This window comes from Sphingomonas sp. ABOLG, from assembly GCF_003950435.1.
In the GTDB taxonomy this organism is placed as follows: Bacteria; Pseudomonadota; Alphaproteobacteria; order Sphingomonadales; family Sphingomonadaceae; genus Sphingomonas; species Sphingomonas panaciterrae.
This window is the reverse complement of the sequence record NZ_QQWW01000009.1, coordinates 37,847-58,917: the sequence shown is the minus strand read 5'-3', so window position 1 is coordinate 58,917 and position 21,071 is coordinate 37,847. Positions and strand designations below refer to the sequence as shown.

The 21,071-nt window shown below is 67.8% G+C and carries 20 protein-coding genes and 1 riboswitch; of the genes, 9 read left to right on the top strand and 11 right to left on the bottom strand.

The window, feature by feature from the left end; translation table 11 throughout:
• The first annotated feature begins 56 nt into the window (after nucleotides 1–56).
• A complete protein-coding gene (gene ppdK, locus CA236_RS11805) occupies nucleotides 57–2,756 on the top strand; it encodes a pyruvate, phosphate dikinase (RefSeq protein ID WP_125945758.1) in 2,700 nt (899 codons plus the stop codon).
• Between the two features lie 135 nt (nucleotides 2,757–2,891).
• On the opposite strand, the gene CA236_RS11800 is transcribed toward ppdK, so the two are convergent.
• The 8 genes from CA236_RS11800 to CA236_RS11765 all read right to left on the bottom strand — a co-directional run bounded on the left by CA236_RS11800 (nucleotide 2,892) and on the right by CA236_RS11765 (nucleotide 10,531).
• A complete protein-coding gene (locus CA236_RS11800) occupies nucleotides 2,892–3,281 on the bottom strand; it encodes a hypothetical protein (protein ID WP_046410931.1) in 390 nt (129 codons plus the stop codon).
• Between the two features lie 56 nt (nucleotides 3,282–3,337).
• Nucleotides 3,338–4,339: a type II secretion system F family protein gene (locus CA236_RS11795; RefSeq protein ID WP_125945757.1), complete on the bottom strand. Its 1,002-nt coding sequence runs from the start codon at nucleotides 4,337–4,339 to the stop codon at nucleotides 3,338–3,340.
• 1 nt (nucleotide 4,340) lies between these two features.
• Complete coding sequence (locus CA236_RS11790) at nucleotides 4,341–5,315, bottom strand: type II secretion system F family protein (RefSeq protein WP_046410928.1); 975 nt, start codon at nucleotides 5,313–5,315, stop codon at nucleotides 4,341–4,343.
• 61 nt (nucleotides 5,316–5,376) lie between these two features.
• A complete protein-coding gene (locus tag CA236_RS11785) occupies nucleotides 5,377–6,660 on the bottom strand; it encodes a pilus assembly protein CpaE (RefSeq protein WP_125945756.1) in 1,284 nt (427 codons plus the stop codon).
• Nucleotides 6,657–7,295: a CpaD family pilus assembly lipoprotein gene (locus tag CA236_RS11780; RefSeq protein ID WP_241212627.1), complete on the bottom strand. Its 639-nt coding sequence runs from the start codon at nucleotides 7,293–7,295 to the stop codon at nucleotides 6,657–6,659. Before CA236_RS11780 ends, CA236_RS11785 begins: the two co-directional genes overlap by 4 nt.
• 23 nt (nucleotides 7,296–7,318) lie before the next feature.
• The gene (locus tag CA236_RS11775) at nucleotides 7,319–8,947 is read right to left on the bottom strand and encodes a type II and III secretion system protein family protein (RefSeq protein ID WP_125945755.1); all 1,629 of its coding nucleotides are present in this window, start codon (nucleotides 8,945–8,947) and stop codon (nucleotides 7,319–7,321) included.
• 1 nt (nucleotide 8,948) lies between these two features.
• On the bottom strand, nucleotides 8,949–10,001 hold the full coding sequence (gene cpaB, locus CA236_RS11770) for a Flp pilus assembly protein CpaB (RefSeq protein WP_125945754.1): 1,053 nt from the start codon (nucleotides 9,999–10,001) through the stop codon (nucleotides 8,949–8,951).
• A 53-nt stretch (nucleotides 10,002–10,054) separates the two neighbouring features.
• A complete protein-coding gene (locus tag CA236_RS11765; RefSeq protein ID WP_125945753.1) occupies nucleotides 10,055–10,531 on the bottom strand; it encodes a prepilin peptidase in 477 nt (158 codons plus the stop codon).
• 55 nt (nucleotides 10,532–10,586) lie between these two features.
• Between CA236_RS11765 and CA236_RS11760 the strand changes: the two genes are divergently transcribed.
• Nucleotides 10,587–11,513, top strand: a complete 927-nt coding sequence (locus tag CA236_RS11760; RefSeq protein WP_125945752.1) for an alpha/beta hydrolase — start codon at nucleotides 10,587–10,589, stop codon at nucleotides 11,511–11,513.
• Complete coding sequence (locus tag CA236_RS11755) at nucleotides 11,510–12,589, top strand: FAD-binding oxidoreductase (RefSeq protein WP_125945751.1); 1,080 nt, start codon at nucleotides 11,510–11,512, stop codon at nucleotides 12,587–12,589. Before CA236_RS11760 ends, CA236_RS11755 begins: the two co-directional genes overlap by 4 nt.
• 18 nt (nucleotides 12,590–12,607) lie before the next feature.
• On the opposite strand, the gene rnhA is transcribed toward CA236_RS11755, so the two are convergent.
• The 3 genes from rnhA to ispH all read right to left on the bottom strand — a co-directional run bounded on the left by rnhA (nucleotide 12,608) and on the right by ispH (nucleotide 15,044).
• Nucleotides 12,608–13,060: a ribonuclease HI gene (gene rnhA, locus CA236_RS11750; RefSeq protein ID WP_046410915.1), complete on the bottom strand. Its 453-nt coding sequence runs from the start codon at nucleotides 13,058–13,060 to the stop codon at nucleotides 12,608–12,610.
• Nucleotides 13,057–14,016 (bottom strand): homoserine kinase, encoded by a 960-nt coding sequence (gene thrB / locus CA236_RS11745; RefSeq protein ID WP_125945750.1) that lies wholly within the window; start codon nucleotides 14,014–14,016, stop codon nucleotides 13,057–13,059. Before thrB ends, rnhA begins: the two co-directional genes overlap by 4 nt.
• A 77-nt stretch (nucleotides 14,017–14,093) precedes the next feature.
• Complete coding sequence (gene ispH / locus CA236_RS11740; RefSeq protein ID WP_046410911.1) at nucleotides 14,094–15,044, bottom strand: 4-hydroxy-3-methylbut-2-enyl diphosphate reductase; 951 nt, start codon at nucleotides 15,042–15,044, stop codon at nucleotides 14,094–14,096.
• Between the two features lie 159 nt (nucleotides 15,045–15,203).
• On the opposite strand from ispH, the gene CA236_RS11735 reads away from it, so the two are divergent.
• The 6 genes from CA236_RS11735 to CA236_RS11710 all read left to right on the top strand — a co-directional run bounded on the left by CA236_RS11735 (nucleotide 15,204) and on the right by CA236_RS11710 (nucleotide 21,051).
• Nucleotides 15,204–15,812, top strand: coding sequence for a hypothetical protein (locus CA236_RS11735; protein ID WP_046411818.1), 609 nt, complete (start codon nucleotides 15,204–15,206; stop codon nucleotides 15,810–15,812).
• A gap of 95 nt (nucleotides 15,813–15,907) precedes the next feature.
• Nucleotides 15,908–16,009: riboswitch (glycine riboswitch) on the top strand.
• Nucleotides 16,010–16,166: 157 nt separating this feature from the next.
• Nucleotides 16,167–17,312: a glycine cleavage system aminomethyltransferase GcvT gene (gene gcvT / locus CA236_RS11730; protein WP_125945749.1), complete on the top strand. Its 1,146-nt coding sequence runs from the start codon at nucleotides 16,167–16,169 to the stop codon at nucleotides 17,310–17,312.
• The gene (gene gcvH / locus CA236_RS11725) at nucleotides 17,313–17,684 is read left to right on the top strand and encodes a glycine cleavage system protein GcvH (protein WP_125945748.1); all 372 of its coding nucleotides are present in this window, start codon (nucleotides 17,313–17,315) and stop codon (nucleotides 17,682–17,684) included.
• Between the two features lie 122 nt (nucleotides 17,685–17,806).
• Nucleotides 17,807–19,165, top strand: a complete 1,359-nt coding sequence (gene gcvPA / locus CA236_RS11720) for an aminomethyl-transferring glycine dehydrogenase subunit GcvPA (protein ID WP_125945747.1) — start codon at nucleotides 17,807–17,809, stop codon at nucleotides 19,163–19,165.
• Complete coding sequence (gcvPB, locus tag CA236_RS11715) at nucleotides 19,162–20,739, top strand: aminomethyl-transferring glycine dehydrogenase subunit GcvPB (protein WP_125945746.1); 1,578 nt, start codon at nucleotides 19,162–19,164, stop codon at nucleotides 20,737–20,739. The genes gcvPA and gcvPB overlap by 4 nt, the downstream gene beginning before the upstream one ends.
• Nucleotides 20,740–21,051, top strand: a complete 312-nt coding sequence (locus tag CA236_RS11710; RefSeq protein ID WP_125945745.1) for a hypothetical protein — start codon at nucleotides 20,740–20,742, stop codon at nucleotides 21,049–21,051.
• Nucleotides 21,052–21,071: the final 20 nt, after the last annotated feature.

The window sequence follows — 21,071 nt, the reverse complement described above, 5'->3', positions numbered from 1 at the left end:
CCGGCGTCCGGGCGTGTGTTGCGACGCACATAACGAGTTTCAGGAGGCGATAACCCATGGCGACCGCGGTCAAGACCCAGGCGGATGAACGGTACGTCTACCGCTTCGGTGGCGGCGTTTCCGACGGTGGTAGCGGGGACAAGAACCTCTTGGGCGGCAAGGGCGCGAACCTCGCCGAAATGGCCTCCATCGGCCTCCCGGTCCCTCCTGGCTTCACCATCAGCACCGCCATGTGCACCCGCTATTATGAGGAAGGCGAAACCTTCCCTGACAGCGTGCGCGCCGAAGTGGCCCAGGGCATCGCCCATATCGAGGCGATCACCGGCAAGACGTTCGGCGACGCCACCGACCCGCTGCTCGTCTCGGTCCGCTCCGGCGCCCGCGTCTCGATGCCGGGAATGATGGACACCGTCCTCAACCTCGGCCTCAACGACCAGACCGTCGAGGGGCTCGCCAGCGCCAGCGGCGATGAGCGTTTCGCCTGGGACAGCTATCGCCGCTTCATCCAGATGTATTCGGACGTGGTGCTCGGCCTCGATCACGGCGCGTTCGAAGAGGCGCTGGAAATCGCCAAGGAAGACAAGGGCTTCACCCTCGATACCGAACTGTCGGCGGCCGACCTCAAGGCGCTCGTCGCCGAGTTCAAGGGCCTGGTCGAGCAGCAGCAGGGCAAGCCGTTCCCGCAGGACGTGCATGACCAGCTGTGGGGCGCGATCGGTGCCGTGTTCGGCTCCTGGCAGTCGGACCGCGCCAAGGTCTATCGCCGTCTCAACGACATTCCCGGCAGCTGGGGCACCGCGGTCAACGTGCAGGCGATGGTGTTCGGCAACATGGGCGATACGTCGGCGACCGGCGTCGCCTTCACGCGTGACCCCTCGACCGGCCACAATGCCTATTACGGCGAATTCCTGATCAATGCGCAGGGCGAGGACGTCGTCGCCGGCATCCGCACCCCGCAATATCTGACCAAGGCCGCGCGTGAAGAGGCCGGCGCCAAGCCGCTCAGCATGGAGGAGGCGCTTCCCGCCGCCTATACCGAGCTTGCCGCCGTGTTCGACCAGCTGGAGCGGCATTACCGCGACATGCAGGACATCGAATTCACGGTGCAGCAGGGCAAGCTCTGGATGCTCCAGACCCGCTCGGGCAAGCGCACCGCGAAGGCGGCGCTGAAGATCGCGGTCGACATGGCCGCCGAAGGCCTCATCACCCGCGAGGAAGCGATCGCGCGCGTCGATCCGCAGGCGCTCGATCAGCTGCTACACCCGACGCTTGATCCTGAGGCGGCACGCGACGTGCTGACCAAGGGGCTGCCGGCCTCGCCGGGCGCGGCGAGCGGTGCGGCGGTGTTCACCGCCGACGCGGCCGAAAAGTGGGCCGCCGACGGCAAGGCCGTGATCCTCGTGCGCACCGAAACCTCCCCGGAGGACATTCACGGCATGCACGCGGCAAAGGGCATCCTCACCGCGCGCGGCGGCATGACCAGCCACGCCGCCGTGGTGGCGCGCGGCATGGGCCGCCCCTGCGTCTCCGGCGCTGGCGCGCTCTCGATCGACGCCAAGGCGAAGATCGCGCGCGTCGGCGGCCGTGAGGTGAAGGAGGGCGACCTTCTCACCATCGACGGCGCGACGGGCGAAGTGATGGCGGGTGAAGTCGCCACCATCCAGCCGGAACTGGCGGGCGATTTCGGCACGATGATGGAATGGGCCGACGCGGTCCGCCGCCTGAAGGTGCGCGCCAACGCCGAAACGCCGCTCGACTGCCGCACCGCGCGCGATTTCGGCGCCGAGGGCGTCGGCCTGTGCCGCACCGAGCATATGTTCTTCGAGGCGGATCGCGTCACCGCGGTGCGCCAGATGATCCTCGCCGAGGACGAGGCCGGCCGCCGTGCCGCGCTCGAAAAGCTCCTGCCCGAACAGCGCAGCGACTTTGCCGAGATCTTCGAGGTCATGGCCGGGCTCCCCGTCACGGTGCGCCTGCTCGATCCCCCGCTGCACGAATTCCTGCCGCACGAAGAGGCGGAGTTCAGCGAGGTCGCCAAGGCGGCCGGGGTTGACGTCGACGTGCTCAAGCGTCGCGCAGCAGAGCTGCACGAATTCAACCCGATGCTCGGCCACCGCGGCTGCCGCCTCGGCGTCACCTATCCCGAAATCTACGAGATGCAGGCCCGCGCGATCTTCGAGGCGGCGCTCGACGTCGCGGACAAGTCGGGCGAGGCGCCGATCCCGGAGATCATGATCCCGCTGGTCGCCACCAAGCGCGAGCTGGAGCTGATGAAGGCCGTCGTCGATCGCACGGCAAAGGCGGTGTTCGAGGAGCGCGGCAAGACCGTCGAATATCTGGTCGGCACGATGATCGAGCTGCCGCGCGCTGCGCTGCGTGCGGGTGAGATCGCCGAGGCGGGCGAGTTCTTCTCCTTCGGTACCAACGATCTGACGCAGACCACGCTCGGCGTCAGCCGCGACGACGCCGGCCGCTTCCTCGGCTCCTACGTCGAACAGGGCATCTACCCGAAGGACCCGTTCGTCAGCATCGACGTCGAGGGTGTCGGCGAAATGATCAGCCTGGCAGCGGAGCGTGGCCGCGCGACCAAGCCGAACCTGAAGCTCGGCATTTGCGGTGAGCATGGTGGTGATCCGGCATCGATCGCCTTCTGCGAAAGCGTCGGGCTCGATTACGTGTCGGCCTCGCCCTATCGCGTGCCGATCGCCCGCCTCGCCGCGGCGCAGGCGGCGCTGAAGAGCGGCCGCAAGGCGTAAGGTGCCAACGGAGCGATCGGGCCGGATGAACCGGTCCGATGCGCTCCGCTGTCCACATAAAAAGAGGCCTTGCCGCAAATCCTCGCGGCGAGGCCTCTTTTACGTCCAGCTCAGCAGCGGCAGATCACGCCGCGCTCAGCTGCTCGTCGTGGCGCGATTGTTCCAGTCGAACCAGCGCGCCCGCGTCGTGCCGGCGGGGCGCGCCGCCGATTGCGCCACCGTGCGGTTCGGCGCGACAGGCTCGCGGACGTGCGTCTCGGTGACCACGGGTGCGCTGGGCGCAACCGGTGCGCCCGGCGTTGCCGCCGCCAGGCGCGCATTCTCGCGCTCCAGTTCCTTGATCCGCGCGTCCCGCTCCGCCAGGCGGCTGTCGAAATCCTTGCGGTTGCGGCTGTGGACGTCGCGCTCATCGGCATAACGCTGCTTCCACTTGCGCCCGCCGGGATGACTGGCGAGACCGAACAGCCAGCCAGCGATCAACGCGACGGCAAGCGCCAGCCACTGCGTGGGGGTGCTGAAGAGCATGACGAACCTCCTGTTACGCAGGTTCAACGATGCCGCGGATCGTGCGTTCCCGCCTGTTATATGTTGCCGTTGACGAAGGAGTCGCTGATCGAGCAGGCGGCCGGCCCCAGGATGACGATGAACAGCACCGGCAGGATGAAGAGGATCAACGGCACCGTCATGATCGCCGGCAGCCGCGCCGCCTTTTCCTCCGCGCGCATCATGCGCTCGTTGCGGAATTCGGCGGAGAGGACGCGCAGCGCGCTGGCCAGCGGCGTGCCGTACTTCTCGGTCTGGACCATTGTGGTGACGATGCCCTTCACCTCGTCCAGCGCCACGCGATGGGCGAAGTTCTCGAACGCCGCACGCCGGTCGGTGAGGAAGCCGAGCTCGATCGCGGTCAGGGCAAATTCGTCGCCGAGCTCCGGATAGGCCTTGCCCAGTTCCTTCGCCACGCGGTGAAAGGCCGCGTCCACCGTCAGGCCCGCTTCGGCGCAGATCACCAGCAGGTCGAGCGCGTCGGGCAAGCCCTTGCGGATCGCGTCCGACCGCTTGGTGATCTTGTTCTTCAGGTAAAGGTCAGGCGCCTTGTAGCTGAGGATGAAGGTGCAGGCGACAAGGCCGTAGCGCTTCAGCGGGCTCCAGTCGCCGAACGTGTCGGTGCCATAGACGACGAAGACCATGAAGCCGCCCAGGACGATCGGCAGGACAAGGCGGCCAAAGATGACGCCGACTGCCCATTCCTTCTTGCGGATGCCCGCCTGCAGCAGCTTGGTCTGCGCTTCCTTGACCTGGCTGTCCTGCAGGACCTTCAGCGATTCCAGGATGTCGCGGATCTTGTCGGCGCTCTCGCTTTTCTGGACCAGCTTCGCCCGGCGCTTGCTGGTCGAGGCGGTGATGCCGGCCTTCAACTGCTCGCGCCGGTCGTTCAGCGCCTTGACGCGCCTCGCCATCGGATCGCGGACGCTGAGCGCGGCATAGATTGCGACGAGGACGGCACCGGCTGCGATCGCCGCCAGGATGGTCGCGACCCACAGGACGTCGACACCGAGGAGCGTTGGGGTCTGCGTGGGTTCCATATCAGATCTCGAAGCTGACCATCTTGGCCATGATGAAGGCGCCGATCGACATCCAGATCATCCCCCCGACACCGGCGACGATCAGTCGCTGGTCGACGAAGAAGTTCTGCATGTACGCGCTGTTCACGAACCAGATCAGGATGAACACGATGAACGGAAGGGCGCCGATGATCATCGCCGACGCCTTCGATTCCGACGACATGGCCTTGATCTTCAGCTTCATCTGCGCGCGCTGGCGCAGCACGGTCGCCAGGTTCTGCAGCGTTTCGGCGAGGTTGCCGCCGGTCTCGCGCTGGATCGCGATGGTGATGACGAAGAACTGGAATTCCTTGGTGCCCAGCCGGTCTGCCGTTTCCTGCAGCGCGACGTCCATCGAACGGCCGATCTTCATCTTGTCGGCGACAGCGCGGAACTCTTCCCCGACGGGGCCCTCCACCTCGCTACCCACGACCGCCATCGTCTCGGTGATCGGCAACCCTGAACGCAGGCCGCGCACCAGAAGCTCGATCGCATCCGGGAACTTGGCGTTGAACGCCTTCACACGCTTATTGATGACATAGCCGACCGCGAAGTGCGGGATGCCAGCGCCCATGCCGAGGCCCAGAAAGAGCGCCAGCAGCAGCGGAAAGCCCAGCAGCAGCAGGAGCAGCAGCGTGCCCACGAAGATGCCCAGCGTCGTCGCGCCATATTGGCCGACGGTCCATGGCTTGCCGGTCATCGCCAGGCGCTTCTGCAACTCCTCGGGCCGGGGCAGGAAGCGCATCGCTGCCTGGTCGGTCCTGGTCGCGGTCCGCCCGGTGATCCGCCGCATCTGCACTTCGACCGCGGTGTTCGCGTTGGGCGAGTGGCGGTCGCGGACCGCGGACAGCCGCCGGTCGCCGGCGCGCTGCGTCGACGGTCCGCTCAAGGCGAAGAACAACAGGCCCAATGTGGTGAGCGCGCCGATCGCGAGAAGGATCACCGGTAACAGGGGCATGTCTTGGTCCGTTCTCCTGGCAACAGCAGGGCAGGCCCCTCTTCAGGGTGCCCGCGCAGGATCATTTCTTGGCGGCTCGCTTGGGCACCAGACCCTTGAGGTCGGCAAACTTGCCCATCAGCGACGTCCCCGCGCGACGTGGCGCCTTGGCCTTGGCCGGCGCACTATCGTCGGAAATGAAGCACAGGCGCGTCACCAGATCGACGATCGGCGCGACCGTCTTGGAGGCCTTGCCCACCTCGTACAGCGGCTTGCCCAGCTTCGCGGCCTGCGCGGCCAGCTTCTGGTCGAACGGCACCACGAAGTCGATCTTGCGCTCGATCGAGGTTTCGAAATCCTTGCGGCTGATCTCCAGCTGCTGGCCGGGATGCACCTTGTTGGCCAGCACCAGCACCTGGGCGTCCGGCGCATTGGATTTCAGCCACGATAGCAGGCGAATGCTGTCGCGCGCGGCAGCCAGCGTCAGCTCGGTCACCAGGACGATCGTCTGCGCATCCTTCACCAGATGCGGGTAGTTCACCAGCATCGATCGCGGCAGGTCGACGACCGTGCATTCGAACGCGGCACGCATCTCATCCTGCAATTGATGGAATGCGCCGCCATCGGTCATGATCGGGGAATTGATCGGCGCCTCGGCCGACAGCACGGCCAGCTTGTCCGACGCGCGCACCATCGCGCGTTCGATGAACAGCCCGTCGATGCGGCTTGGATTCTCGATGGCGTCGGTCAGCCCGCGGCCGGGTTCCAGATCGAGCGCGAGGGCACCGGTGCCGAAATGCACGTCGAGATCGAGCAGCGCGGTGGAGCGGCGCTCCTTCTGGCTCATCAACCAGGCCAGCGAGGTCGCGATGGTCGACGCGCCGGCCCCGCCACGCGTGCCAATGACCGCGACCGAGCAATGCGGGTGCTCCGCCGCCGCGTCGATTACCTTGGGCGCGTTCAGCAGCGCCTGCGCCTGCGAAAACGCCTCGCGCAGCACGTCGCCGCTCAGCGGCTTCAGCAGATAATCCTGGATGCCGCTCGCGACGAGATCGCGGTACAGGCGGACGTCATTGACCTGCCCCGCCGCGATCACGATCGTCCCCGGCTCGCAGACCTCGGCAAGCGAATTGATGTCGTTCAGCGGATCGCCCGATTCCGCCAGGTCGACGAACAGGATGTGCGGCGAGGCGGTGACCGACAGGGATTGCACCGCATTGCGCAGGCCGCCCTTGTGCACCTTTTCCGCCGACCAGCCGAGTTCGCTGACGATCGGCCGCAGCGTGTTGGCCGTCCCCTCGTCGCAGACATAGGCGACGAAATCCTCGCGAGCGGCGGCGCCCGCCGGCTTCCATGGCGCGTTCATTTCGCTTGGCCTCCCGTGCTTTCGCTGCGAACCGCGGTGCCACCGCCGCCGGTCGGCTCGGCCTTGCGGAAGCGGTCGATCGCCTTGGTCGCGACCGCCGGATCGGACAGGCCGCGCGTGGTTTCTCCGCGCACCAGATCAGTCGGGTTCGCGACCATCGCGGCCAGATTGGAATTGACCGCGCAGCCGTGGTTGGACCCGGTGTGCCCCTCGAAATCGGGCTGGTACATCCGGCTGTGGTCCGGACAGCCCGGCACAGAGGCGCGCGCGCGGCTGACGACGACGCGCGCCGTCCCGGCCGCGATCGGCGCAGCGGTGACCGGCGCCTCGTCCGCGATGAGCAGGCCAAATCGGGCTGCGGCCGCGGCCACATCCGCGCGGGTCGCCGGGTCGCTCGCCGGGTCGTCGACCGATATCCGGTCGCCGTAGCCGACCTTGAGCGAGCCCATCCAGGCGCCAAGCCGCTGCGCCTCGCCGGGCGCCAGCCCCTCCGGGCCCGCCCCGACGTCAAAGGCATAGTCGGCGCGCGAGACGACCGGCTGGTGGACCGATTCCAGGCCGCGGTTGGCCGTGCCGCCGCACGCGCTGAGCAGCAGCGCGGGGGCAAGGCAGGGGAGAATAGTGCGCGAGAGCATGATGCTGTTCCTGACCATGATCATCAATTGAACGAGAAGCCGGGGGCCGGGGCGGCGCCCTTGCTCTTGCGGTCCTTCTTGCCCTTGTCGCCGGCGACCGCCTTGGGCTCGGGTCCGGCGCCGGGCAGCATCGGCGGTGCTGCGGGCGTGATCGGCGTCACCGCGCCGATTGCGGGTGCGACCGGCGGGCCGGCCTCCAGCGACGGCTTGGGCCGCTCGCCGCCCGTCGTACCGGCCGACAATTGCCCCAGCAGCACGCGCTCCACATCGGTGGGGGATTTGTACCCGTCGGTCGGCAGCTTGATGTCGTTGCCGTTGACCGGCTGCACCAGATACGGCGTGATGACGATCACCAGCTCGGTCTCGTTGCGCTGGAAACCGTTGGAACGGAACAGCGCGCCAAGGATCGGAATGTCACCGACGCCCGGGGTCTTTTCGATCGAATTGTTGTGGTTGTTCTGCAGCAGCCCCGCGATCATGAAGCTCTGGCCGGACCCGAGTTCGACCGTCGTTTCGGTACGCCGCGTCGTCAGGCCGGGCACCTGGGCGCCACCCACGGTCACGGCGTTGGAATAATCGAGCTGCGAAACCTCCGGCCGAACCCGCAGAGAGATGCGGCCGTCCGACAGCACCGTCGGCGTGTACGCCAGGCTGACGCCATATTGCTTATATTCGACGCCGACGCCGCCCAGTCCCTGCGCGATCGGGATCGGGATCTCACCACCGGCAAGGAAGGTGCCCGTCTCACCGGAAAGCGCGGTCAGATTGGGGTTGGCGAGGCTCGTCACCTGGCCGATCCGTTCGCCCAGATCGAGCGCGCCGACCAAGTCGAGACCAAGAAGCCTAGTCAGATAGCCGATGGTGGTGCGCTCCCGGCCCGGCGTGATCGTCGTCCCGGGGCGCTGCACAATCTGGCGGGTGATCGGGTCGATCGTATAGCCCTGAACACTCTGGCCGACGCCGAGTGGCAGGTTGGGATCGGTCGTCACGTAGCTTGCCGGCGGACGGCCGCTGCCGATGCCGAACTTGAACCCGCCGGAGCCATCGATCGTCGACAGGTTGCTGCCGATGTTCTTGACGAAGCTGCGGCTCACTTCGGCGAAGCGCACCTGCAGGTTGACCTGCAGCGGCGTCGCGGTGCGCAGGCGGCTGACGACCCGCACCTCCTCGCCGACGAATGCCTGGACCAGGCGTTCTGCCTCGGCGCCATCCTCGGGATTGGCGACGGTGCCGGTCAGCAGGATGATGCCGTTCATCGTCGTGGCGGTCACGGCCGCCTCCGGCATGGCGAGCGACAGCATCTGGCTGAGCGAGTCGAAATTGTTGCCGACGCGAACCGTGGTTGCATACACCACCGCGCCGCCCTTCGCCGTGGCCGAGATCGTCGTCTCACCCGGCTTCTTGGCGAACACATAGAGCTGCGTGGGCGAGCGGACCTGGACGTCGGCGATCTCCGGATTGGCGACGAACAGGTCGCTCATTGGTCGCGACAGGGTGATCAGCTGGCCGCGATTGGTGGCGATCTGCAGGACGGAGGACGGCCCCCGTGCGGCGGCATTCTGCGCCGGGGCCGCGGCAGGCGTTCCCCCGATGGCGACCACGCCGAGCGCGGCGGCGGCCGGCCATTTCATGGCTGATGAGCGGAAACGCATCTCAGTTCTTCCCCCCGACCGGCACTTCGGTCACATTGTTGCCGCGGGCGATGCGGACCACCGGGCCCGACACGCGCGCTGGCGCTCCCGGATAGGTGGCGGGCGGTGACCCCGCTATCGGCCCTGCGGTGCTTACTATCGCCGCCGGCTGTTCGGTCCGGCCCGGCACCGTGCGGCGCTGGAAGCGCGACACGTCGGCGCCGACCGCATAGGTGGGATTGCCCGTCTGCGGCGCGCTGGCGAGTTGCAGCATCATCGCGCGCTCGGCCTTGGCGTCGGAACCATCCGGCACCTTCACGTCGCCCGAGGCGATTGCCTGTTCCAGCTCGGCGGCATTGTCGGCGATCGATCGCAGCGACAGCGACAGCGAGCCGAGCGTCTGCGCCACGGCGATTTCCTCCGCGATCTTGGGCGTCGCCTCGATCGTCACGGTGGAGAAGGTCTGCACGACGGTATTGCCGGCCTCGTCCTTTTCCTGGCTCGTGCGCTGGTCGGTGGCCAGCACGCGCAGGTTGCGCATGATCGTCTCGGCCGCCTTCAGCGGCGGACCGTCGCCACCACCCTCGACCTCCTGCGTCAGCAAGAGGTCGATCCGGTCGCCCGGAAAGACGAAGCCAGCGACGGAGGATTGCGTCGATACCGGCACGGTGACGGCGCGCATGCCAGGCCCGAGCGCCGCCGCCAGGAAGCCGCGATCTCCCGGCTTCACCAGCGCGCCCTGGGTCACCGGCTGGCCTGCCGTGATCGGGTTGCGCACCACGGTGCCGATCACCGCCTTCATGTCGAACTCGGCGCCTTCCTGGAAATAGGCGCCCTCGACCAGTTCGGCCGGCCACGGCTGGAACTTGACCGCGCCCGGATCGATGATCGTGCCCACCGGCAGCGCGCGGGTGGCGACCAGCACCTTGGGGCCCTGCGGCACCATCGCCGGATCGCCGGGAACGGCGGAGGCCTGCGGCGCGCTCGAGCCCATGATCAGCGTGCGCGCCATGAAAGCCGTCACCGCCGCAACGATGAGTGCCCCCACCAGCAATATAAGCTTGCGACTATCCATTGATCATCGTGCCTTTCGCATCAGCGCTGGCCAGTTCTGTCCATGCTGTGGCATCATAAGATAAAGTGGTTAAGAAGCGGTTCGCGCAGGATCATCAGTCCGGCTATTGCGATCGCCACGCCATAAGGGACTTCGGGATTGCCCGCGGTCTTGCGAATTCTGTGGTCGAGCAGCATCACGACTGTGATGAGGCCGCCGACGATCGACATGACCAGCAGGATCTGGATCAGCGCCGGTACTGGCACCCAGAGCGCCAGCGCAGCGATCATCTTCACGTCGCCGCCGCCCATCCACCCGAAGTGAAAGGCGACGCAGAAGGCGGCGAGCACGATCAGCGCAACGCCGACCTGGATCGCCATGTCGGGCCACGGCGCCATGCCGATCGACACCCACCACAGCGGCGCGAGCAAGGCGATCGCCGCGTTCTTCCAATTGGCGATCTCGCGCACACGCGCGTCTTCGATGCCGGCCGAAACCAGCAACAGCGCGAGTCCCAGCGGCAGCGCCAAGGAAAGAAATTCCCACCCCATGGAAAAGGGCCACTAGACGGAATGGCTTGCGAAACCGTAACCAAGCCGCTTCATCATGAACACGCATCCCCCGATCCGCCGGGCGATACCGGACGACGCGACGGTGTCTTACTGGCGCGCGCCCGACGGCTGGCCGCTGCGGCGCTTCGACTGGCCCGGCAGCGGGCGCGGCGCCATCCTGTTCCAGACCGGTCGCGGCGACGTGTTCGAGAAATATCTGGAATCGTTCGATCACTGGCATCGTGCCGGCTGGTCGGTCACCGCGCTGGACTGGCGCGGGCAGGGCGGGTCGGGGCGCCTGTCACCCAACCCCCATGTCGGGCATGTCGAGGATTTCGCGCCGCTGGTGGACGATCTCGCCGCCTTCTGGCGCAGTTGGGACGCGCCCGGCCCGCGCATCGTCATGGGCCATTCGATGGGCGGCCACCTGGTGCTCGGCGCCCTCCTCGACCGGGTGATCGATCCGGCGGCGGCGGTGTTGATCGCCCCGATGCTCGGCCTTCGCTCGCCGTTCCCGGCACATGTCGCGGCCTGGGTGGCGCGCGCGATGTGCAGGATCGGCAACCCCGCGCGCGCGGCATGGAAGGCCAATGAACGGCCCGGCAGCCGCTTCGGCCGACAGCAATTGCTCACCGCCGACGCGGATCGCTATGCCGATGAGCAATGGTGGTACCAGCAGGTGCCGGAGCTTCAGCTCGGCCCGCCAAGCTGGCGCTGGCTGGCCCGCGCCTTTGCCTCCACCCTGGCGCAGCAGAATGATCCGCGGCTGAAGACGCTGACCCTGCCGATCCTGATGCTGGTCGCCGAGCAGGACCGGCTGGTTGACCCGCGCGCCGCGCTGCGTGTGGCCGACAGATTGCCCAACGTGACGGTGCAGCGCTTCGGCGCCGAATCGGCGCACGAAATCCTTCGCGAGGCCGATCCCGTGCGTAACCGCGCGCTGGCAGCGATTGATGCCTTCCTCGACGGGCAGCGCGGATGACGTACGACATCGCGATCGTCGGTGCCGGCATGGCCGGCGCCTCGCTCGCGGCCGAGATCGGCGACCGCGCGCGCGTGCTGCTGCTCGAGGCGGAGGAGGTGCCCGGCTACCACGCAACCGGCCGCTCCGCCGCCTTCTGGTCCGAAACCTATGGCGGCGCCGGCATCCAGCCGCTGACGACGGCGTCTGGCGACGCGCTGCGCAGCGGAGGCTTCCTTGAGCCGCTCGGCTCGCTGCACATCGGGCGCGCAACCGATGCGCCCGCGGCCGATGCGTTCCTGACCGAATTTGCCAACAGCGGGGTGGCGCTGACGCCGGTCGACCCGCGCGATCACGTCGCGGGTCTGCGGGACGGCTGGACGATCGGCATCATGGAGCCGAGCTGCGCCTATATCGACGTGGCGGCGCTGCATGCCGCCATGCTCGCTCGCGCCCGGCGGGCCGGAGCAAGCCTGGTGCTACGCGCGCCGCTCACCGGTGCGACGTGGACGGCCCGGGGGTGGCAGCTGGAAACCCCCGGCGGCCGGTATCAGGCGGCGCTGCTGGTGAACGCCGCCGGCGCCTGGGCCGATGCGGTCGCTGCAACGGCAGGCGCCGCGCCGCTCGGCATCCAGCCTTATCGCCGCACCATGGTGCAACTGGCGACCCAGCCTGCGCCGCCCGCCGGCATCCCCCACATCGTCCATGTTGGCGGTGATTTCTATTTCAAGCCGGAGGCTGGTGGCCGCCTGTGGCTCAGCCCGCATGACGAGACGCCGGCGGCGCCGGGCGACGCGCAGCCGGAGGAGCTCGACGTCGCCATCGCGATCGACCGGTTTGAACAGGCGGTCGACTGGCGCGTCGTCCAGGTGGAGCGCAAATGGGCGGGCCTGCGCAGCTTCGCGCCGGACCGTCTCCCGGTCTATGGCTTCGATCCCGTCATGCCCGGCTTCTTCTGGTTCGGCGGGCAGGGCGGGTTCGGCATCCAGACCGCCCCCGCCGCGGCATCGATCGGCGCATCGCTCCTGCTGGGAGCGCGCCCGACGCTCGGCATCGATGTGGACCGCTACGCCCCCGCGCGCTTCCGCAAGGACTAGCCCCGGCCCGCGCGCCGATCAGCCGCGCTTGCCGGCCTCGACCGCCGCATCGCTGGCCAGCCGGTCCGCGCGTTCATTCTCCGGGTGCCCGGCGTGGCCCTTCACCCATTGCCACTCGACCTTGTGGCGTCCCGCCGCCTCCAGCAGCGCCTGCCACAATTCCGCATTCTTCACCGGCTTCTTGTCCGCCGTCTTCCAGCCGTTCCGCTTCCACCCGTGGATCCACTTCGTCAGCCCATCCATGACGTAGCGGCTGTCGGTATAGACGGTGACATGGCACGGCCGGGTGAAGGCGTTCAGCGCCTCGATCGCCGCGGTCAGCTCCATGCGGTTGTTGGTCGTCAGCGCCTCGCCGCCAGACAATTCCTTTTCATGCTGGCCCATGCGCAGCACCGCGCCCCAGCCGCCCGGACCGGGATTGCCCTTGCACGCACCGTCGGTGAACGCCTCGACCTTGGTGATCTCACTCATGCGACGCGCGTCACCAGCGAGGGGTCGTAATGTTGCAAGCGACGGACATAGGCGAGGGGGTCCTTGCGCACGACCAGGGCGTCGGGCGGGGTGTTGAGCCAGTCCCAGGCGCGGGACAAAGCGAAGCGGATGCACGAACCGCTGGCGAGCGTCGTGAACTGCGCGCGCTCCACCGACGACAGCGGAAAATGCCGCTCATAACCGGCGATCAGCGCATCGCCGACCCGCGCGTCGAACCCGCGGCCCTGCGCGTCGAACGACCAGGCCGTGTGCATCACCGCCAGGTCATAGACGCGGATGTCGGTGCACGCGAAATAGAAGTCGATCAGCCCGGTGACCTTGTCGCCCAGCATCAGCACATTGTCCGGGAACAGGTCCGCGTGGATCGCGCTCTGGTCCAGCTCGCCCGCGAACCAGCGCGCCTCGACGTGGTCCAGCGCGAAGGCGAGATCGTCGTACAGTCCCGGCGCGATATCATCGAGGCTGCGGCCGCATCGCTCGAACAGCGGGCGCCAGCTCTCCATGCCCATCGAATTGGGCCGCGACAGCGCGAAATCCGCAACCGCGCCGTGCATCGCGCCCATCGCATCGCCCGCGGCAAGCGCCTGCGCCGGCGTGGGGTGCGACAGCGACACGCCCGACAGGAACTTGATCAGGCACGCCGGCCGCCCGGCCAGTTCCTGGATCTCGCGGCCCTCGCGATCCTTGATCGCCGGCGGCACGGGCAGGCCCTTGCCATCCAGATGATCGAGCAACGCCATGAAGAATGGCAGGTCGTCCGCCGCCACCCGCTTCTCGTACAGCGTCAGGATGAAACGGCCCTTCGTGGTATCGACAAGGTAGTTCGAGTTCTCGACACCCTCGGCGATGCCCTTGGCCGACACCAGTTCCCCGACATCGTACTGGAGGAGGAACGTCGCAAGCGCCTCCGCCGACACGTGAGTATAGACCGCCACACACACCCCGCTTTTCGCCCCGGCGGATCGACAGGGCGTCCTTCCCGGCCGTGGCTACGGCCGTCCGTCCGATAATGCTACGCTGCCTGTTCCAGCGACCGCGGCAGCTTGAAGGCGATCGTCTCGCGGGTGGTTTCCTCTTCCCGCTCGGTCACGGCATAGCGGGTCGACAGCAGGTCGACCAACTCGCGCACCAGCAGCTCGGGGGCGGATGCGCCTGCGGTCAGCCCCAGGGTGCCGACGCCTTCGAGGAACGACCAGTCGAGGTCCGCGGCGCGCTGCACCAGCATCGCGCGGATGCCCTCGCGCTCGGCCACCTCGACCAGCCGCAGCGAGTTGGACGAATTGGGCGCGCCGATCACCAGCATGGCATCGCACTGGCTGGCGATCGCCTTTACCGCCGCCTGGCGGTTCGACGTGGCATAGCAAATGTCCTCGCCGCGCGGCGCCTGCATGGTCGGGAAACGGGTTTGCAGGATCCGCACCACCTCCGCCGTATCGTCCACCGACAGCGTCGTCTGCGTCAGGAAGGCGAGGTTCTCGGGATCGGCCGGCTGCAGCGCCTGGGCATCCGCCGCATCCTCGATCAGCGTCATCGCGCCCTCGGGCACCTGGCCGAACGTCCCGATCACTTCGGGGTGGCCGGCATGGCCGATGAACAGGATGTGGCGCCCGGCGGCGACCAGCCGTTCGGCCTGGCGGTGCACCTTGGATACCAGCGGGCAGGTGGCGTCGAGATATTCCAGCCCGCGCGCCTCCGCATTGGCCGGCACCGACTTGGGCACGCCATGCGCGGAAAAGACCACCGGCGCGTCGTCGGGCACCTCGTCCAGTTCCTCGACGAACACCGCGCCCTTCGCCTTCAGCGTGTCGACGACGAACTTGTTGTGGACGATCTCGTGGCGGACATAGACGGGGGCGCCATGTTTCTCGATCGCCAGTTCGACGATGCGGATCGCGCGATCCACGCCGGCGCAGAAGCCGCGCGGGGCGGCGATCAGCAGTTCGAGCGATGGCTTGTCGGTCATCCCTGCCGCTTACGCGATTGCCTGCCCGCACGGAAGGCGGTTATGAGCGCGCGGGCACTTCGTACCCGATTGCATGAGGTTTCTCCGCACGTGTCCTTTCGCACCCACGCTCGCCGCCCCGCCGTTCGGTTCGCCGGCGTTGCCCCGCTCGCCCTGCTCCTGCTTGCGGGCGGCTGTGCCAAGAGCGGCGACATCTCGCTCGACGGCGGCGTCGGGATCACGGCGGTTCGCTCGGCCTGTCCGGTCGTGGGCGTGCCGGTCGGCACGGGGGACATCACGCTGTTCGATCCGGCGACCAGCCGCGATGCCAGCGCGATTGACGTGACGGCGGTGCTCACCAACGTGCGCGGCACGTGCGACGATACCGGGGCGGAGGTGGTCAGCAACGTGACCTTCGACGTGCGCGCCCGCCGCACGCGCACGGACGGCCCGCGCGACGTGACGCTGCCCTATTTCATCTCCATCGTGCGCGGCGGGACTCAGGTCGTGGCGAAGCGCGTGGGCGCGGTCTCGGTCCATTTCGAGCCGGGTCAGGCACTGGCGAGCACGTCAGGCCAGGCGAGCGCAAACGTGAACCGCGCCGCCGCGACCTTGCCCGATTCGGTGCGTGAGCAACTGACGCGGAAGCGCAAGGCCGGCGATCAGGATGCCGCGATCGACCCGCTGGCGACTCCGGAGGTGCGTCAGGCCGTGCTCGCTGCCAGCTTCGAGGCGCTGGTCGGCTTCCAGCTCACCCAGGACCAGCTGCGCTACAACGCCCAGCGCTAAGCCCTGCCGGCGCGCAGGCCGCGCCAGCACTGATGGGCGATTGACTCGCACCGCGCGCGCCGCCACAGGCGCAATTGTCGATGCCGGGCAACCGGCGTGGGCGCGCGGGAGAGCGCGGATGGCCTTTCAGGCATGATCCGCCGCCGAAGGAGCAACCACCCCGGAATCTCTCAGGCAGCAGGGACCGCGCATACCCATCGACGCTCTGGAAAGCGGCCCCGCTGACACGCGTGGCCCACCGAAGGTGTAAGCACGGGTTATCCGTGCGAAAGCTCTCAGGTTCCGTGACAGAGGGGGTCCGGTTCGTTTCGCCACCACGGCGGGACGATCGCCCTTGAAGACGGACGATCCGCGATGAGCGATCACGACGACGAAGACGTAATCATCGAAACCATGACGCTGCCGCTCGACGCGTGGCATCGTGCCCATGGCGGCCGGATGGTCGAATTCGCGGGCTATTGGATGCCGGTGCAGTTCGAAGGCATCATGGCCGAACATCTGTGGACACGCGAAAGCGCCGGCCTGTTCGATGTCAGCCACATGGGCCAGATCACCTTCCGCGGCGAGGGGCTGGTGCCCGCGCTCGAGGCGATGATGCCCGCCGACATCGCCGGCCTCGCGCTCAACCGCGCGCGCTATTCGCTGCTGCTCGACGAAAACGGCGGCATCCTCGACGATCTGATGCTGACGCGCCTGCCCGCAGACGAGGATGGCGAGCGCATCTACATGGTCGTCAACGGCGCGACCAAGTACGACGACATCGCGCACATGCTCGATCATCTGCCCGACGACATCACGCTGAACCTGATGGAGGACCATGCGCTGCTGGCGCTTCAGGGCCCCAAGGCCGTGGATGCGCTGGTCCGGCTCGTCCCGGGCGTCGATGCGCTGGTGTTCATGCAGGCCGCGCCCTTCACCTGGCAGGGGCATGATCTGTGGGTCAGCCGCTCGGGCTATACCGGCGAGGACGGTTTCGAAATCTCGATCCCGGCAGAGGCTGCCGAGGCGTTCGCCGATGCGCTGCTGGAGCAGCCCGAGGTGAAGCCGATCGGCCTTGGCGCACGCGATTCGCTGCGGCTCGAGGCCGGCCTGCCGCTCTACGGCCATGACCTCTCGCCCGAGACGACGCCGGTAATGGCGGACCTCGGCTTCGCCTTGTTCAAGCGCCGCCGCCAGGAAGGCGGCTTCCCTGGTGCCGAGCGCATCCTGGCGGAGCGTGAGAACGGCCCCGTCACCAAGCGGGTCGGCCTGCTGGTCGAGGGACGCCAGCCGGTGCGCGAGGGCGCGACCGTGGTCGATGCGGACGGCAACACCGTCGGCAACGTCACCTCCGGCGGCTTCGCGCCGACCGTCGGGGCACCGATCGCCATGGCGTACGTTCCGCTCGCGATGGCGACGCCCGGCACCCGCATCCAGCTTTCGCAGCGTGGCAAGGTTCACGCCGCCACCGTCACCCCCATGCCATTCGTCCCCCACCGCTACGTCCGAGGAGCGAAGTAAATGAGCCGTTATTTCACCGAGGATCATGAGTGGATCGACGTCGACGGTGATGTCGGCACGGTCGGCATCTCCGATTACGCGCAGGGCCAACTCGGCGACATCGTGTTCGTCGACGTGCCGGAAGCCGGCAAGTCGCTCGCCAAGGGTGACGAGGCCGCCGTGGTCGAAAGCGTGAAGGCCGCCAGCGACGTCTATTCGCCGGTCTCGGGCTCCGTGATCGAGGGCAATGCCGCGCTCACCGACGAGCCGGGCCTGGTGAACACCGATCCCGAGGGTGAGGGCTGGTTCTTCAAGCTGACGCTGTCCGACGCGTCGCAGCTCGACGGCCTGATGGACGAAACCGCCTACGAGGCGTTCGTCGCCAAGCTCTGATCCAGACTGGCCCCTCCCGCTTCAGGGGAGGGGTTGGGGTGGGGCCTCTCCGCACGCGCTTGGTGCGGTGAGACTCCGATCCAGCAGCCTCTTCCTCGCGAGGGAGGGGAGGAGTGTATCGAATGCGCTACCTACCGCTTACCGACCACGACCGTCGCGAGATGCTCGCCGTCATCGGCGCCGGCTCGATCGATGACCTGTTCGTCGACGTGCCCGAATCCGCGCGCCTGTCCGGCCCGATCGCGAACCTCCCCGCGCACGCGAGCGAGCTGGCGGTCGAACGCCACATGACGAAGCTCGCTCGGCAGAATCTGTCCGCGGGCGAGGCGCCGTTCTTCCTGGGCTGCGGCGCGTACCGCCACCATGTCCCCGCCAGCGTCGATCACCTGATCCAGCGCGGTGAGTTCCTGACCGCCTACACGCCCTATCAGCCGGAAATCGCGCAGGGCACGCTGCAGATGCTGTTCGAGTTCCAGACGCAGGTCGCGCGCCTGCTGGGGACCGATGTGGCCAACGCATCGATGTACGACGGCTCCACCGCCTGCTGGGAAGCGATCGGCATGGCGCGCCGCATTACCAAGCGCGCCAAGGCGATCCTGTCGGGCGGCCTCCACCCGCATTACGTCTCCGTCGCCAGGACGATGGCGAAATACACCGGCGACTCGCTCGAAACCTCGGTCCCTGCACTGACCGCAGAGACGGACGTCGACGCGCTGATCGCCAGCATCGATGACGACACCAGTTGCGTCGTCGTGCAGTACCCCGACATCCTCGGCCGCATCACCGATCTCCGGCCGCTGGCTGACGCGTGCCACGCGAAGAAGGCGCTGCTGATCGCCGTCGTCACCGAGCCGGTGGCGCTGGGTGCGGTCAAGTCGCCGGGTGAGATGGACGCCGATATCGTCGTCGGCGAGGGCCAGTCGATCGGTGTCGGCCTCCAGTTCGGCGGACCGTACGTCGGCCTGTTCGGCTGCAAGGACAAATATGTCCGCCAGATGCCCGGCCGACTGTGCGGCGAGACGGTGGACGCCGACGGCCGCCGCGGCTTCGTGCTGACGCTCTCCACGCGTGAGCAGCACATCCGCCGTGAGAAGGCGACCAGCAACATCTGCACCAACTCCGGCCTCTGCGCGCTGGCCTTCTCGATCCACATGACGCTGCTGGGTGAGGCTGGCCTTCGCCGGCTCGCCGGGATCAACCACGCCCAGGCCTGCCGCGCCGCCGACCGCTTCGCGAAGGTGCCGGGCGTGCGGCTCGTCAACGACAGCTTCTTCAACGAATTCACGCTCGATCTCGGCCAGGAGGCGCGCCCGCTGGTGCGCACGCTCGCCGATCGCGGCGTGCTCGCCGGCGTATCGCTCGGCCGGCTCTATCCGGGCGAAGGCGCATTGGAGAATGGCCTGGTAGTGGCGGTGACCGAAACCGTGACCGACGAGGATATCGAGGCGCTGGCGACCGCGCTTCAGGAGGTGCTGGCATGACCATCAACCAGAGCGGCTGGAAGCCCACGTCCCCCCAGGCAAATGAAGGCGGCGCCCCCGCCACCTTCACCGGCAACAAGGCGCTGATGCTCGAAGAGGCGCTGATCTTCGAGATCGGCGATGATCAGACCACCGGCGTCGACTTCGCTGGCGGCGACGTTTCCACCGCGCGCCTCGGCAATCTCGCGCGCACCGCGCCGATCGGCCTGCCGGGCCTCAGCGAGCCGGAGACGGTGCGCCATTATACGCGCCTCAGCCGGCAGAATTACGCCATCGACCTCGGCCTCTTCCCGCTCGGCTCGTGCACGATGAAGCACAACCCGCGCCTCAATGAGAAGATGGCGCGCCTGCCGGGCTTTGCGGACGTTCACCCGCTCCAGCCGGTCGATACGGTGCAGGGCGCGCTCGGCGTCATCAACGAACTGGCGGTGTGGCTGATCGAGCTGACCGGCATGCACGGCGTCGCGATGAGCCCCAAGGCCGGCGCGCATGGCGAGCTGTGCGGCATCCTGTGCATCAAGGCGGCGCTGGAGAAGCGTGGCGAGGGCCATCGCAAGGTCGTGCTGGTCCCCGAAAGCGCCCACGGCACCAACCCCGCGACGGCCGCCTTCGCCGGCTTCAGCGTGGAGGACATCCCCGCAACGCCGGAAGGCCGCGTCGATACCGAGGCGCTGAAGGCGCGGCTCGGCCCGGATGTCGCGGCGGTGATGATCACCAACCCCAACACTTGCGGCCTGTTCGAGCGTGATCTGAAGGCGATCTCCGATGCGGTCCATGCCGCCGGCGCCTACGTCTATTGCGACGGCGCGAACTTCAACGCGATCGTCGGTCGCGTGCGTCCGGGCGACCTTGGCGTCGATGCGATGCACATCAACCTGCACAAGACCTTCTCCACCCCGCATGGCGGCGGCGGCCCGGGCTCCGGCCCGACCGTATTGTCGGAGGCGCTGGCGCCGTTCGGCCCGCTGCCCTTCACCGCGCGGATGAAGGACGGCCATATCGCGCTGATCGAGGAAGAGACGGCGGGCGACGATCACCCCGACACGTTCGGCCGCATGACCGCCTTCCACGGCCAGATGGGCATGTTCACCCGCGCGCTGACCTATATCCTCAGCCACGGCGCCGACGGCCTGCGTCAGGTCGCCGAGGATGCGGTGCTCAACGCCAATTACGTCCTGCGCAGCCTCGAGGACACGCTCGACGCGCCGTTCGCCTTCTCCGGCCCGTGCATGCACGAGGCGATCTTCTCGGACGAAGGCTTCCCCGAAGGCTTCTCGACGATCGACGTCGCCAAGGCGCTGATTGACGAGGGCTTCCACCCGATGACCATGTATTTTCCGCTGGTCGTCCATGGCGCGATGCTGGTCGAGCCGACCGAGACCGAATCCAAGGCCGCGCTCGATCAGTTCATCGGCGCGCTGCGCTCGGTGGCCGAACGCGCCAAGGCCGGTGACCAGAGCCTCAAGACCGCGCCGCATTTCGCGCCGCGCAGCCGCCTCGACGAGACGCTGGCCGCGCGCAAGCCGAAGCTGGTGTGGAAGCCGCCGGTCGTCACCAGCGAGGCGGCCGAGTAAATGACGGGCAGGGCGGTGCTGGCGGGCACCGCCGGCCTTGTCGGCGGCGCGGCGCTGGGGCTGCTCGCCGCGCTGCTCTTCGTTCACCTGTGGCACAATGTGCTGCGCCTGCCGCCGCTTAACGATGATCCCAAGCCCGGCATCGCAATGCTTGGCGGCGTGGTGCCGATCTCGATGGCGCTCGGTGCGCTGCTTGGCACCATCGGGATGGTGCGCCGCGTGCGGCGTGGGCAGTCCTTGCGGCCGTGGCTGATCCTGTTCGGCATCGCGCTTGCCGTCACGCTCGCCGGCCTCATCGCGATCGTCTCCTGATCAGCACGCCGGCCGATCGG